This window comes from Acerihabitans sp. TG2 (genome assembly GCF_035013185.1).
Taxonomy (GTDB): Bacteria; Pseudomonadota; Gammaproteobacteria; order Enterobacterales; family Enterobacteriaceae; genus Acerihabitans.
Genome location: NZ_JAYGJO010000014.1, coordinates 1 through 13328, shown reverse-complemented (window position 1 = coordinate 13328; position 13328 = coordinate 1). Strand labels below are relative to the sequence as shown.

The window sequence follows — 13328 nt, the reverse complement described above, 5'->3', positions numbered from 1 at the left end:
ATGTCGTTCAATTAAGGTGTAAGCAGAATCACCGCTGTGTAATCAGAAGTGTCTAAAGGAGTAATCATTAGTGAGAAGGAAAACTGAGGATCGTCGACTGAGCTTTGTTGAGGCTGCTGGCGCGCTGTCCGTCGAACAGGGATTCGGTGCCGTTACGATGGAAGCAATCGCATTGCGGGCCGGTGCCTCCAAAGCTACGTTGTATAATTACTTTCCGAGCAAGGAAGCCCTGTTCAAGACGTTTGTGCACGAAGCCGGCAAGGGTGGCTTAGAAGAACTCGACGCCGCAAAGCAGTTTGGGTCGGTGAAGGAGATTCTTCATCGCCTTGGTATGGCATATCTGAACCTGGTCACGCGTTCGGACGTGATCGCGATCAACCGGCTGATCATGGGAGAAGCCGGGCGACATCCTCAACTTAGCCGCATCTTCTATGAGAACGGTCCCCGAAAGACCCTGATCGTCATCTGCGAAACGATCGAACTGCTGATGGATCGTGGCGAGCTGCGTTGCACTAACGTCCGGCAAGCCGGTCTATATTTCAAGGCACTCTGTGAAGCAGGCCTCGTCGAGCGCCAGCTGTGGGGGCTAGACCTGGTTCCCGATGCAGCGATTCGCCGGGCTGCGGTTGAGGACGCGACCGATGTATATCTCAGTGCATTTGCGGCACCCGAAACGTGTCCACTGGCAAAGTAAGCTACTGGTCCGGGTTGTTTACCCGAATGTCCACATTCTTACGATGAATGTGGAAGGCGTGCACGATCAGTAGGTTAATGCCGGTAGCTTGGTCAAAAAGTCATAGTTGGAAGGGGGCTAATACATGTTTACAGTCTTTTTATCAATGTAATATAGTGGAATGACTTTATCAGTTATAGTTGAAAGGATAGAAAATTTATATAATCAAAGACAGGTTTGATTTTTCTATAACTGCTCTACATTGGGTTTTAATGCCTTATTAAGCGTCGTCTTGTTTTACTCGAACGTCGAGTCATCTTTGCTAAGGAGCAAGTGTGGTGAGAATAAATCTGCAACATTCCCTTTTTTTGATAGCGACATGCATTGCTTCAGTTAATCTGGCCTACGCTGAAGATCCCCAACCCACGTTCAACACAAAACAACAAGCAGAGATTGGAAAAATTGCGGCAGATTACCTCGTCGCGCATCCTGACATATTGCTCCAGGTTAGTCAGAAATTACAGGAACAAGAGGCGGCGCAGCAAGCAAATGCCTTTGCCGAAGTTGTACTTGCTAATAAGGACGCATTGCTTGCGGATAAAAATACCCCGTCTGTAGGGCCCGCTGACGCAAAGATTGCGGTGATTGAATTTTTTGACTACCAGTGTGTTTATTGCAGCCGAATGGCGCCTGTTGTAGAAAATGTCATGAAGTCTAACCCCAGTGTAAAATTCATTTTCAAGGAATGGCCAATATTTGGCAGCCGCTGGCACTCGTCCATTACCGCTGCACAAACAGGTCTGTCAGTATGGAAAGAACGGGGCTCAGATGACTATATAGCTTACCACAATGCTATTTACAAAACAGGTCACGATGAAGGGGAATTGACCGATAAAGATATCGCGGAGGTACTTAAAAAAATAGATATTCCTGCGCCTAGCCCAGCGACGTTAGCGCAAACCACTCCAGTTATTGACAACATAAATTCATTGGCACATAAACTGGGGTTTAACGGAACGCCGGCTTTTATTGTTATGCCCATATCGGCAAATAATAAAGATCGTATTACGGTGTTTGCCGGTGCTGTGGATGAGACAGCGTTGACCAGCGCTATAAATAAAGCATCCGGCCATTAATTCAGGTTAACTATAAATAAAATAAATATGTTATCAGTGCGAAAGGGCTCTTACTCCGATGCAATGGCAGAATACAGACGCATAATTGACTGAACGCCATAGTTATTGCTTGTTGTGATGCGCGTAAGTTGCTGCTGCTTTAGTATCCCACTGGCGGATAAATCGCATAGCGGCTCGCATGTCCCCCAGCATGAGGCCAGCAAGACGTGTTTAATGGAAATAGATCACAATACACACAATCGTTGAATGTGTTGTGGACGATGAGCGGCACTTGCTGGTATGCTGTTTATAATTACAGTATTGGAGGCGGTTATGGCTATTGAAATAAAATTTGTGGTTGTCAGAAAGGGTGAAGAGAAAATGACATTTGCCAGTAAAAAAGCAGCAGAGGCCTACGACAAGATGCTGGATATGGCTGAAGCGTTCAGCGACTGGTTGTTGAACAGCGGGATGCCGTTGGATGAAACGCAGACTGAAAATCTGGGTCTTTATCTGGCCGAGCATAAAGATGACGTTCAGCATATCCTGCGTACCAGCAAATTGCCGGAAGTCGTCGTCGCTCAGGCTCCTTCAGATGAACCGGAAAGCATGGAAGCTGATGACGATGCCGATGCTGGCACAAAAAAAATCAGAGCGGTGAACGCAGCCTGATCCCCTCCGACGAGAACAGAACAGCGCCGTAGTGATAACCGATTACGGCGTTGATGTCTGAAAAAACAGCATATTCCTTCCAGAACACACTCATAACCAGTCCGGTTTAATCGGCAAAATTCCCATTTTGTGCTCACCGATAACAGTGCCAATCGAACGCTAAAGCCAAATATGTCTGCGTCAAGATGGGTTTATCTCTTGATTTTGTACCACACGTGATCGCTGATTCAACCATAAAGTGGCACCGAACTGAGAAGTCTGCCAGCATGGATTTGGTCGTTGATGCGAGGGATAGCGATTGTGATATTTCCTCTATGTATGTTTACGTTGTTTTACAACCGGACCCACCTCGACGGCCTCAGCCCTAAGACCGTCGAACAGACCTCGTGGTGGGGACAGGAAATGTCCACGGTTTCGGTAGCAGCCCACATTACTTAGGGCTGTGTCCGTTATTGCTGGGTAGGATCACCCGCTGGTTGTCCGTCATCGGCCTCGCGTTATCGTGAGGCACCGCATTGCCTGGGGCTCGTGGTCATCTCGAAGGCCCGTGCCAGTGCTAGCGTGTCGATATACTCCCGGATGTTCGTCACTTTGCCATTTTGAACGGTAATGGCAAAGACAAAATGGTCCTCGAAGGTCTTATCCGTGGCTTTGATTCTCCCCCTGGCGAAGCCGATAACCAGAACCCGGTCTCCCTGCGCTACGAATTCGCGGGGCTCTGAGAAGGCAGTTTCCACCGTTTCGGAAGCCTTCTGAAAAAAATCCGCCAATCCAGCATGCCCACGGTGCGTGCCAGCCAGCGGCCACTCGCCCGGAATGATCCACTCAATACTTTCGGCAGACAACGCCAGCAGACCTTGTATATCGCCACGGCCGATTGCTGCAAATGCATCCTTCACAATCTGAACATTCTTTTGTGTGCTCATCGAAATCTCTCCATTTCCCTTACATAGGATCGTGTCCGATCTATTCGGATGCTTTGTGAACCTGCCGGTGATTCAGCCTATATCGATGTTCAAGGCGATGTCCCAGGTACCGGTGCCGTTTTTGGCCAGGCCAATCATCATCAGACCGAGCGCCTCGAGCGCCTGGGCCATGTGCAGGCCGCCGACATCGAACGGACGCAGCCCGAGACTCGCGATAAAGGTCGAGACACGCGCCTTGGCCTGCGGATCGTCGGCTGCGATGAACGCGTCGAGGCGTCCACCCCGAGCAAGTACGTGGCCGAAAAGGGTGTTGAACGCCTTCACGACATGCGCGCCAGCGGGGGCTGTCTTGGCGATCTCCTGCGCACCAGAACTGCCGTCGGGGGTGACGAGGCCCGTGAAGTCGGAGGAGATCGGGTTAGTGATATCGATGATCACCTTGCCGTCGAGTGCGTTCCCGTAATCGGCCACCACCGACGCCGCACTGCTGTACGGCACAGCGAGGATGACAATGTCACCCGCCGGCGCGGCGCCGTACGTCCCAGTGGTCGCTCCGGCTGCAAGCTGGTCGGCCAACGCTTGTGCCTTGGCTGGGTCGCGGCTGATCACCTCGACGGTGTGTCCAGCCTTGACGGTACGACCCGCGATCGCCGCGGCCATGCCTCCTGAGCCGATGATGCTGATAGTGCTGATAGTGCTGATAGTGCTGATAGTGCTCATATGTAGTTTCCTCGTGAGTTGGTGTATTGCTTGACAGAGTCTTTGGTCGAACGGATCACGACATCACGACATTGCTGTCCGCCGGACTGGTTGCGACCCGTCTCCCTGCCGTCAGATCATCAGCCGACAGGGAAGTAATGGCCGTTGTCCAAATCGGCGAGCAGCCTGGGCTGAGCGGGTTCCCAGCCGAGGGTATGGCGGGTGATGAGGTTGGACGCCGGCAGGTCCAGCGTGACCAGATTCGCGAGGAACCCAAAATACCCCGGCAACATCAGTACGTCCGCCGGAATGCTCACTGTCGGCAGGCCCAGACGGTGCCCAATGGCTTCGGCTATCTCGCGGAACCGGAGGCCCTCGCCCTCAATCCCGTGCCAATATTTGCCAGCCGGACCCTTCTCCAGCGCCAAACGAAACAAGGTAGCGAGGTCGCGGGCGTGCACGGCCGGCCACAGGTTCGCGCCGTCTCCGGGGTAACCGATGACGCCCTTTTCTTTCGCCAGCCCGATCAACAATGGCAGGAAGCCGGCATCGGTCGTGCTGTGCGCGATGGTGGCAATCCGCACGACCGACGAGCGCACGCCTCGCTGTGCCAGGTCGATGACGGCGCGCTCAACTTCGTTACGAACCCGCAGGGTCCCCTTGTACGCCGCGCCGCCGGGAAGGGCCGGATCGTTCTCGGTGGCAGGCCGGCCCAGGTTTTCCCACCCGGGCGAGCCAATGCTCCCCGACGCGACCAGCGGCTTTCCGGTCCCCGCCAGTGCCTCGCCGTACGCGAGCATGATCTGGAGTTCCGCAGCGGCCACGGCGTCGATCCCGCCGGAGGGAAGCAGGTCTTGCCTGTGCGCAACGTGGATGATGCCGTCAGAATCCGCCGCCGCGGCCTTGAGTCCATCGAGGTCGGAAAGTTCACCACGACGCACCTTGGCGCCGAGCGCGGACACCGCAGCCGCGGCCGTCTCCGACCGGGCCAGGCCAGTGACCTCGTGTCCGGCCGCGACGAGTTCAGGGATGATGTACGAACCGATATGGCCGGTCCCGCCAGTAATGAAAACGCGCATATTACTGCTCCTTGTGAGTGATATGATGCGAGAAAGTGGTGCTACGGGTGCGCTCAGCCGAGCAGGCTCACGCCGAGTGCGAAGTTGGTGTGCGTGATGGCGTGGGTAAGGAGGCCTAGCGTCAGCATACAGGCGTGCTCCAGCGTCCGCGCCATGGGCAGTTGCCCGGTATCCATCGAGCGCAGTCCGAGGCTCTCGATGAACGCCGAGACGCGTGCCTTAGCCTGTGCGTCGTCCCCGGCGATGAACACGTCCAACGGATGACCCTCGACTGGACCGGCAGCCAGGACGTGGGAGAACTGGGTATTGAATGCCTTGACGATATCCGCATCGGCAGGGGCGGCCTTGGCGATCTCCTGCGCACCGAAACTGTCATCAGGCGTCAAGAAACCGGTGAAGTCGGATTTGATGGGGTTGGTGATGTCGACAAGAAGCTTGCCTGCCAGCGATTCGCCGTACTGCTTCACCACGTCGAGAACGGCGGAATAGGGTACCGCCAGGATGACAATATCCCCGGCCGGGGCAGCGCCGAACGTTCCTGTCGTCACGTCCACTCCGAGCTGCCCGGTCAGAGCCCTCGCCTTGACGGCGTCGCGACTCATCACCTCGACGGTGTGTCCGGCCCTGGCGGCAAGGCCGCCGATCGCTGCGGCCATGCCACCTGAGCCGATAATGCTGATAGTGCTCATGTGCATTTTCCTTACTGATATGGGGTTGATCAATCATGGACTGCCGGCGCGATCCAGCGACCGCGCTCAACATATAAGCCATGCTAGATACATTACTTGCAATAAGCAAGTTAAAATACTTGTAAAAAGCAAGTAAACAAACAAGTAAGCTAGCAATTGAGTTTGCTTGCGACATGCAAGCGATGTTAAGATCTCGCCATGAAAACGACGAGTAAAGAAGTTCGGTCCCATTGCGCAGTGAACTACGGTGTGGAGATCTTCGGCGACCGGTGGTCGCTCTTGATCATTCGCGACATCGTTTTTGTTGGCAAGAAGACGTATGGTGAGTTCCTGAAATCGGAAGAGGGGATTGCGACCAATGTACTTGCTTCCCGCCTTGCCTTTCTTGAGGAACAAGGCATTCTCTCGAGGGCGCCCAGCCCCGACGACAGGCGCAAGGACTTCTTCACTCTGACCGAGAAAGGCCTGGACCTCATTCCCATTGTGCTTAACATCGTCCTCTGGAGCGCGAAGCACGATTCGAAGTCGTACGTGCGGCGACGCAAGGAGTTCATTGCTCGATTAAGTCAAAGCCCCATGCTGGTGAGCGAAGAGGTGAAGGCGCTGATCCGCAATGGCGGATGTATGTTTCCTGAAAGCAAGGGGACCGTGGGCAATCTTTAGCTCGGTAGCGAAAGCCCTCGGCAACATCAAACCGGCCAACAGCGCCAATGAAGACAGTTTGCATGTGTGGGTGTTCGCATTACGGCCATTTCCACTGTGATGACGCCAAGAGAGTCGACGGAATTAGCGATGCATGACGTGTTGTGTCGGGTCGTCAGTCGCATGCACTGCTTGATTTACTGGATAGACCGGCCCATTCCACCGGGTTGCGGGCAACCACGTTCAGCACCGCAGCCAGGTAGGCCGATCGTTTGCCAGTCCAGATATCGGCACGCCACCACACCAAATCTGATCCGGTCCTGTGACCGCGAGCTGCCTGTCGAGACGATGTGGGATTTCAACGCGTTCATTATCTCTTCGTTTGTATTTGTGTGTCGGCATCTGACAACTGGCGATATCGGGCTCTTTCATCATTACTACTCTAATAACGTGATCAATTCTACTTGACCACTTCAGTTCATTATCGAGTCGAATGAACCTGAAGTTATCGGAGTAAATCCAACAAGCATATCGTCAGTCGATTTAAAGTGATGCGACGCGCCCCTTTGATTGCGTCCTGCTGTACTCAACGTTGCAATTTATCCCACTATGTTACCTTTCATCTCCGTATATGACGGTTCGTCACTTCGTGTAGTTTTTGGTTACGATATTCCTTAGATTGGATACCATTAATTCATGCATCTAAAAGGGGAATAGCGATGTTGTCATTTTTGAACATTAAAAAAGACTACAGGTTGGGAGCGCAAACTGTACAAGCGTTAGGTGACGTGAATGGTGAAATTCAGTCAGGTGAGATGGTTGCACTATGCGGTCCATCGGGTTCTGGCAAAAGTACATTACTGAACATTTTAGGGATGCTTGATATGAACTATCAGGGAAATGTATTTATTGATGGAACACCATTTCCCCGTAAGGTCAGCGAAGCCACTGCGTTACGCCGATCCAGTCTTGGTTTTGTCTTTCAGCGGTTCAATTTAATCCCGGTTATGTCGGCTATCGAAAATGTCGCCTATCCATTAATGCTAAATAAATTCAGCGCGAAAATGCAAAAAGAAAAAGCAGAAAAAATGCTGGTGAACGTGGGTCTGAAAGATTTTTTTCATTATCGTCCGGAGCAATTATCCGGAGGCCAGCAACAGCGAGTGGCGATTGCAAGAGCGTTGGTGCATCAACCCAGATTAGTTATTGCAGATGAACCCACTGCCAGTCTGGATAGCCATTCAGCAAACAATGTAATTCATATAATGAAAACGCTCGGTCATGAAATGGGAACGACATTCGTGATAGCAACGCATGACTCGCGGATGGCAAGTCAATGTGACAGATGTATAAATCTGATCGATGGGCTAATCTCTTCCGAGGATATTCAATGGAACGCCTGATGCCAATGAGTATTAAAAGCGCATGGCTCAACCTGCTACGTAATAGCCGTCGGTCAATACTATCAATTCTAATTATAGCGGTGGTTGTTTTTGCGTTATGTTGTACCGGTGGGTTTGGTCTGTATACCTATCAGTCGTTAATGAAGGAAACGGCAATGAGTATCGGTCATATAACGCTTAGTCAACCGCAGTATTTTGAGCAAGAAGAGGACTTGCCACTGGATAATGGGTTGTCTGATTATCCCATGATCAGTAAAGGATTGGACTCAATTCGGGAGATTCATGCTATTTTGCCGCGCATTGAATTTAATGGATTAATTAGTAATGGCCGAAAGTCGACTATTTATATGGGCACAGGGATAGATCCTCAGGAATTTGCGATCAAAGGTGAATTCTTGGCAGTGAAGTCCGGGAAGACCTTATCCCTGTATAGTGACGGTTCGGCTGAAAAAGATGAACCGGAAGTAATGTTGGGGGCGAATCTTGCACAGAACCTCAACGTCACCATCGGGGACGTCGTCACATTGCTGTCGACCACCGCTGATGGTGTGCTTAATGCGATTGATTTCAAAGTCCGCGGGATTTTTTCTACAGGTGTACCGGATCTGGATAAAAGGCAGCTTTATATCAACATTGCTTCCGCGCAAGCTCTACTCGCAACGCATAAAGTCAGTACGCTATCAGTCTATTTGTTTGAAACACAACAAACTTCAATGATACAAAAACAAATTGATGCAAAGCTGAGTAAAATGAGACTCGCAGAGCCGGTAATGACTACGCCATGGCAGAAATTAGCCGTATTCTATGATGGGGTTAAAAATTTATACAACCGTATCTTCGTCATTATGGGCGGGGTCATGGCATTGGTTGTATTTGCCGCTTTATTTAACTCTATGACCATGTCGGTAACAGAAAGAACACGTGAAATAGGGACGCTTGCTGCCCTCGGAACATATCCTGGAGAAATTATTCGAGGTTTTTTACTTGAAGCCGTGCTAATGGCAATTTGCGGAGCGGTAATGGGGGGAGGATTATCAGCCGGTATGGCAATATTGTTAACATTCGTTGACGTCAGAATGCCACCGGCGCCCGGCAGGACAGCAAGTTATCCGCTCCATATTTACTTCTCTGCAGAGCTTTTTATTAGTGTGGCGCTTGCCGTGGCTATTATTTGCTTTGTTGTTGCATGGTTTGCTGCCCGTAAAGGCGTGAAAAAACCCATCATTGAGGCACTGACTTATGTGTAGGCTATTTGCAATATTATTAGCAGGGATTATTGTTTTTTCCGCCCATGCTGAAACAGTCGAACAGATGCTAAAAAAAGCGGATCAATATCGTTCAAGAGAACCCTACGCAAAGGTAACTACGTTGGTAAAGCTCTATCAGGATAATAAACTTGATACCACCAGATTGTATGAGGTTTATATCCGTCCAATGCGTGAGTCGCTGGTGTTGTTCAAGTCAAAAGCTGAAGATGGGCAGAAATTACTTATGTTGGACGATAATTATTGGTTGCTGATGCCGCAAAGTCGCCGGCCAATCAGAATCACCCCAATTCAAAAGCTCCTTGGAAATGCATCGGTTGGCGATATTTCGACCTTGAACTGGAGCGAACATTATCAGGGTACGTTTCATGGAACTCAGGACATAGTTATAAAAGATAAGCACATAATGTCGAATCAGCTTGAACTGACGGCAAAAACAGCGGGTGAAACTTACGCCAAAATCGAGCTATGGCTGGATAAAACGAATGATTTCCCACTAAAAGCCGACCTTTATTTGCTTTCACAAAAAATGGCGAAACAAGCATTTTTTACTCCTGATGATCCACTTCACCCGCAAAAAATAGTTTCAATGACATTGCTTGATAGCATTCAACCTGAAAAACAAACGGTAATTGATTACCAGAATGTAGTGCCCTATAAGCTCGATGAAAAATATTACAATCCAGCATATTTAATTCAACAGCCAAGGGTAGATTTGTGACCACAACGGGGCAACTGCTTGTATTCTCAATACTCATTGTTGATGGGCAAGCTGAAGCCAAATTAGACATTAACTGGACATGGCAAAGCAGTTTTGAAAAAGAACAGTATCGCCACTCGACGCTTAACGTCGCCTCCGGGGAGACGGCGGTCCAGTCTCTGGATTCTCTACTCACGTCAAAAGTTGAGTGGGACAGCGTAACAGGGATGTTTGCATTGGAAGGTAATCATCTTTTAACGACAGCCAGCCAGGACGCCGCAGAAAAAAAATTCATCGTGCAGGATTTGTTTTGGCAACCGGAAACAGCGTTAGCAGGTGTGCCAATTGATTTAAGCATTGGCAAAGAACGCCTGGACTGGGGAGTCGGGTATGGATTTCGCCCCTTAGACATTTTTAAGTCTTACGAGAGAAACCCGATCGGATTACAGGTTGACGAAGGTGTAGGTGCGGCAACGGCCTCCTATTTTGATGGTCTCGGGCAATGGGAACTGGTGGCTACCGATGAGTCCTGGGCCTCAACCAATACAGATCAAGCCCGGCTGGCGAAAAAACAACATGGCATCGGTCTGCGGCGCTATGCCTTGGTGGGTAATACTGAGCTGCAGGGGGTCATATACTTTGATCAGATCCATCGAAGCACTGTTGGGGGATCTGTCGTGGCGGTGCTTACTCCAGCCCTGGAGGTGCACAGTTCGTTTGCTTATGCACAGCGTTATCAGGCATACCAGCAAGGTGACATTAATGAGCCCGTCAAATGGGGGATAAGTGATGATTCGTATCAATTTTTGCTGGGTTTTAATTGGGCTAATACCGCTGGTTTGAATATTATCGGTGAATATTGGTACGATGGCCGTAGTTGGGATAAAAAAATGTGGAAGCAAGCATTTCAACGAATAGGCGAACTATCACATCACTCGGCTACGATAGATTTAGCGAGTAGCTATTCGTACGGGCTGGACAATACAAGTTTAGTTGCACAGAACGTGATGCTGCATTTTAAGATGGATATGTCCGCATTGCATTCCAATGACCTGTGGCTTGAAAAATTTGAACCAAGCCTGGATCTGTTGGTGTCGCCAACCGATGGCGGTCTGATAGCGACCCCAAGACTCTCATATCAGGTGTATGAGTCTGGAGCATCTGAGCTGAAGCTTGAGCTGGCAAGTCGGTTTTATACCGGACTCGGTAACTCCGTGTATGCAAATGTTCCGGACCGGGATTTGATTTTTATAAATCTTAAAGGAAGTTTCTAATCAATATGATACTATTTTCTTTATGTAGCAGAAAAATACATTAGCTCAGACAATATTACAGAATGGCAACATCACTATAATATAAAGCTAAAAGGACATTTGGATGCGCAGGATATTACCAGTAAGCCAAAGGTTTCAATCGCAGCTAATACAAACGAGTCTGTATTGCATGGGCGTTGCTGGGGTGCTAATTTTTTTCGAGTTGCCATCAGATTTATCCGAAAACTGGGCATCCTTGTTATTCAAGAAAATGATCATCAGTTTTGGGTATGGGTACAGTGCGTTGTTCAGTGCAGTGCTGTTACGGTGGATGAAACCATCATTGTCTGAAGCAAAAATTAACGGTATATCCTTAATCTGCTGTATTCTGATTGGGAGTCTTAACGCGTTTTTTTGGTTTAGCCCACTGTCTTATCATGAGTTTGTTCTGAATCAACGTTCAACACTCGTACCAGGATTCATTCTGTCGGTTATCAGTTTTACTTTTTTTTATATTCATGAGCAAAAATTAAAAGCCCAGAATGCACTTGACGTATCAAAGAGACAACAATCAGAACAAAAGAAAATATTAGCATTGAGTCAACTTAAACAGCTTCAAAGTCAAATTGAACCACATTTTTTATTCAATACTCTGGCGAATCTAGATGTATTAATTGATAAAGATCCTGCACTGGCTAAACTTTTACTGATTAATCTGACTGACTTGTTACGTTGTACATTGAAAAAAAATCGAAGCGATTTTGTTCATATCCATGAAGAGTTGATGTTGATTGATGCTTACTTATCTATTCAACAGATAAGATTAGGGACGCGTTTGGTTTATCAGATAACCAATGAGTTCGAAGCCGATGTTTTTTTTATTCCGCCCATGTTAATTCAGCCACTGGTTGAAAATGCAATCCGACATGGTATCGAGCCACAGCATCGAACCGGGTATATAGAAGTCAAGGTTTACAAAGATACTGAAGGTGCGCGCATCCAGGTGATAGATAATGGTTGTGGTCTTTCTATGGAAATATCATCGTGTGGGCATGGGCATGGGCATGGGCATGGGCTGGGTCTGGAGAATATCCAACAAAGGTTGGAAGCTATCTATATGGGTAAAGCGCGACTGCGCATCAAAGAGAATGTATCCCAGGGCGTCACCGCAGAAATTTGCATACCGCTGATTGTACCCGGTTTAACTCAGGTAATGAGTCATGAATAAAAGAATAACCGCGATTATTGCTGATGATGAGCCATTACTGAGATACCAGCTAAACAAAATGCTGGCTGATGTTTGGCCGGAGTTAGACATACTGGTCAGTTGTGAGAATGGTAAAGACGCGTTAGATGCTATCGTCGCGAAGCAGCCTGATATTGCATTTCTGGATATTCGCATGCCAGAAATGGATGGTATGACATTGATGCGAAAGATTAACCAGTTCGATAAATTCCCGTTTGTTGTTTTTGTGACGGCATATGATGAGTATGCAGTGCGTGCTTTTGAAACGAATGCCATCGATTATTTGTTAAAGCCGCTGAATGAAAAAAGGCTGGAACAATGTGTGTTAAAGATGAAGCAACGTCTGATTGATCACTCGACAGAAAAAACCACACCCGATCTCAATATGTTATTCGAAAAATTTCAATCTTTGTTTCCCAGTGAGCATAAGAACTATCTAAAATGGATCCGTGTGCAAAAGGGTGAGGATATAGAATTAATTCATTGTTCAGACATCCAGTTTTTTAAGGCAGAAGATAAATATATATCACTGTATAAGAAAAATAAAACTCAGTCAGACGTTTTCTTGCTGCGCAGTTCACTGCGAGAGCTATTGTTACAACTTGATCCAGACGAGTTCTGGCAGATCCATCGCTCCGTTGTTGTCAATGTTAATGCAATAGAAAAAATAAAACGAGATTGTACCGGTAAGATGCAGTTAATCATCGGCGGAAATGCGTTACAGGTCAGTCGGGCAATGCAAAATAAATTTCTCTATAACATTTGAGTAAATATATAATAAATGAGAGCTGAGTTCATCGTTAAATGTGTTTTGTCAGCGAGGACTCTTAATTATTAAGGTGAATTTATAGCATATAAAAATGCTTGGCGAAGTATGTGGCCGCCTTTTGGAGGATGGTCAATTCCTCATCTTTCTCGGCAAGCTGGCGTTTTAGGCGAGCTATCTCAGCGAGTTGCTGCTGTTCC

Annotated in this window: 15 protein-coding genes; 10 read left to right on the top strand and 5 right to left on the bottom strand. The window is 48.5% G+C overall.

The genetic code is table 11. The annotated features are described in order from the left end of the window. Window positions 1–70 precede the first annotated feature (70 nt). From SJI19_RS13575 to SJI19_RS13565, 3 genes are all read left to right on the top strand, one after another. A complete protein-coding gene (locus tag SJI19_RS13575; protein WP_323478801.1) occupies window positions 71–694 on the top strand; it encodes a TetR/AcrR family transcriptional regulator in 624 nt (207 codons plus the stop codon). 323 nt (window positions 695–1017) lie between these two features. Next, the gene (locus SJI19_RS13570) at window positions 1018–1809 is read left to right on the top strand and encodes a DsbA family protein (RefSeq protein ID WP_416347544.1); all 792 of its coding nucleotides are present in this window, start codon (window positions 1018–1020) and stop codon (window positions 1807–1809) included. 312 nt (window positions 1810–2121) lie between these two features. Further along, window positions 2122–2460 carry a YebG family protein gene (locus SJI19_RS13565; protein WP_323478799.1) on the top strand — a complete coding sequence of 113 codons (339 nt, stop codon included), beginning with the start codon at window positions 2122–2124 and terminating at the stop codon, window positions 2458–2460. Window positions 2461–2957: 497 nt separating this feature from the next. Here the strand turns inward: SJI19_RS13565 and SJI19_RS13560 are convergent, their stop codons facing one another. From SJI19_RS13560 to SJI19_RS13545, 4 genes are all read right to left on the bottom strand, one after another. Next, a complete protein-coding gene (locus SJI19_RS13560; protein ID WP_323478798.1) occupies window positions 2958–3386 on the bottom strand; it encodes a nuclear transport factor 2 family protein in 429 nt (142 codons plus the stop codon). Window positions 3387–3458: 72 nt separating this feature from the next. Then, window positions 3459–4106 (bottom strand): NADPH-dependent F420 reductase, encoded by a 648-nt coding sequence (locus tag SJI19_RS13555; RefSeq protein WP_323478797.1) that lies wholly within the window; start codon window positions 4104–4106, stop codon window positions 3459–3461. 119 nt (window positions 4107–4225) lie between these two features. Beyond that, window positions 4226–5164 (bottom strand): SDR family oxidoreductase, encoded by a 939-nt coding sequence (locus SJI19_RS13550; protein ID WP_323478796.1) that lies wholly within the window; start codon window positions 5162–5164, stop codon window positions 4226–4228. Window positions 5165–5217: 53 nt separating this feature from the next. Beyond that, window positions 5218–5853: an NADPH-dependent F420 reductase gene (locus tag SJI19_RS13545; RefSeq protein WP_323478795.1), complete on the bottom strand. Its 636-nt coding sequence runs from the start codon at window positions 5851–5853 to the stop codon at window positions 5218–5220. 198 nt (window positions 5854–6051) lie between these two features. Here SJI19_RS13545 and SJI19_RS13540 point away from each other — a divergent pair, with 198 nt between their 5' ends. Continuing rightward, window positions 6052–6516 (top strand): helix-turn-helix domain-containing protein, encoded by a 465-nt coding sequence (locus tag SJI19_RS13540; protein WP_323478794.1) that lies wholly within the window; start codon window positions 6052–6054, stop codon window positions 6514–6516. Window positions 6517–6670: 154 nt separating this feature from the next. Here the strand turns inward: SJI19_RS13540 and SJI19_RS24855 are convergent, their stop codons facing one another. Continuing rightward, window positions 6671–6802 (bottom strand): hypothetical protein, encoded by a 132-nt coding sequence (locus SJI19_RS24855; protein WP_416347542.1) that lies wholly within the window; start codon window positions 6800–6802, stop codon window positions 6671–6673. A 412-nt stretch (window positions 6803–7214) separates the two neighbouring features. On the opposite strand from SJI19_RS24855, the gene SJI19_RS13530 reads away from it, so the two are divergent. The 6 genes from SJI19_RS13530 to SJI19_RS13505 all read left to right on the top strand — a co-directional run bounded on the left by SJI19_RS13530 (window position 7215) and on the right by SJI19_RS13505 (window position 13128). Beyond that, the gene (locus SJI19_RS13530; RefSeq protein WP_323478793.1) at window positions 7215–7898 is read left to right on the top strand and encodes an ABC transporter ATP-binding protein; all 684 of its coding nucleotides are present in this window, start codon (window positions 7215–7217) and stop codon (window positions 7896–7898) included. Continuing rightward, window positions 7886–9145, top strand: coding sequence for an ABC transporter permease (locus SJI19_RS13525; RefSeq protein WP_323478792.1), 1260 nt, complete (start codon window positions 7886–7888; stop codon window positions 9143–9145). Before SJI19_RS13530 ends, SJI19_RS13525 begins: the two co-directional genes overlap by 13 nt. Further along, entirely contained in the window at window positions 9138–9884 is a 747-nt protein-coding gene (locus SJI19_RS13520; protein ID WP_323478791.1) for an outer membrane lipoprotein-sorting protein, read from the top strand. The genes SJI19_RS13525 and SJI19_RS13520 overlap by 8 nt, the downstream gene beginning before the upstream one ends. Further along, window positions 9881–11137, top strand: coding sequence for a hypothetical protein (locus tag SJI19_RS13515; protein WP_323478790.1), 1257 nt, complete (start codon window positions 9881–9883; stop codon window positions 11135–11137). Before SJI19_RS13520 ends, SJI19_RS13515 begins: the two co-directional genes overlap by 4 nt. Window positions 11138–11306: 169 nt before the next feature. Beyond that, the gene (locus tag SJI19_RS13510) at window positions 11307–12344 is read left to right on the top strand and encodes a sensor histidine kinase (protein WP_323478789.1); all 1038 of its coding nucleotides are present in this window, start codon (window positions 11307–11309) and stop codon (window positions 12342–12344) included. Further along, window positions 12337–13128 carry a LytTR family DNA-binding domain-containing protein gene (locus SJI19_RS13505; protein ID WP_323478788.1) on the top strand — a complete coding sequence of 264 codons (792 nt, stop codon included), beginning with the start codon at window positions 12337–12339 and terminating at the stop codon, window positions 13126–13128. Before SJI19_RS13510 ends, SJI19_RS13505 begins: the two co-directional genes overlap by 8 nt. Window positions 13129–13328 lie beyond the last annotated feature (200 nt).

Excerpts from the sequence above, each read along its gene's own strand:
- SJI19_RS13565 (WP_323478799.1), top strand. The coding sequence starts at position 2,122 with ATGGCTATTGAAATAAAATTTGTGGTTGTCAGAAAGGGTGAAGAGAAA.
- SJI19_RS13560 (WP_323478798.1), bottom strand. The coding sequence starts at position 3,386 with ATGAGCACACAAAAGAATGTTCAGATTGTGAAGGATGCATTTGCAGCA.
- SJI19_RS13555 (WP_323478797.1), bottom strand. The coding sequence starts at position 4,106 with ATGAGCACTATCAGCACTATCAGCACTATCAGCACTATCAGCATCATC.
- SJI19_RS13550 (WP_323478796.1), bottom strand. The coding sequence starts at position 5,164 with ATGCGCGTTTTCATTACTGGCGGGACCGGCCATATCGGTTCGTACATC.
- SJI19_RS13545 (WP_323478795.1), bottom strand. The coding sequence starts at position 5,853 with ATGAGCACTATCAGCATTATCGGCTCAGGTGGCATGGCCGCAGCGATC.
- SJI19_RS13540 (WP_323478794.1), top strand. The coding sequence starts at position 6,052 with ATGAAAACGACGAGTAAAGAAGTTCGGTCCCATTGCGCAGTGAACTAC.
- SJI19_RS13530 (WP_323478793.1), top strand. The coding sequence starts at position 7,215 with ATGTTGTCATTTTTGAACATTAAAAAAGACTACAGGTTGGGAGCGCAA.
- SJI19_RS13525 (WP_323478792.1), top strand. The coding sequence starts at position 7,886 with ATGGAACGCCTGATGCCAATGAGTATTAAAAGCGCATGGCTCAACCTG.
- SJI19_RS13520 (WP_323478791.1), top strand. The coding sequence starts at position 9,138 with ATGTGTAGGCTATTTGCAATATTATTAGCAGGGATTATTGTTTTTTCC.
- SJI19_RS13510 (WP_323478789.1), top strand. The coding sequence starts at position 11,307 with ATGGGCGTTGCTGGGGTGCTAATTTTTTTCGAGTTGCCATCAGATTTA.
- SJI19_RS13505 (WP_323478788.1), top strand. The coding sequence starts at position 12,337 with ATGAATAAAAGAATAACCGCGATTATTGCTGATGATGAGCCATTACTG.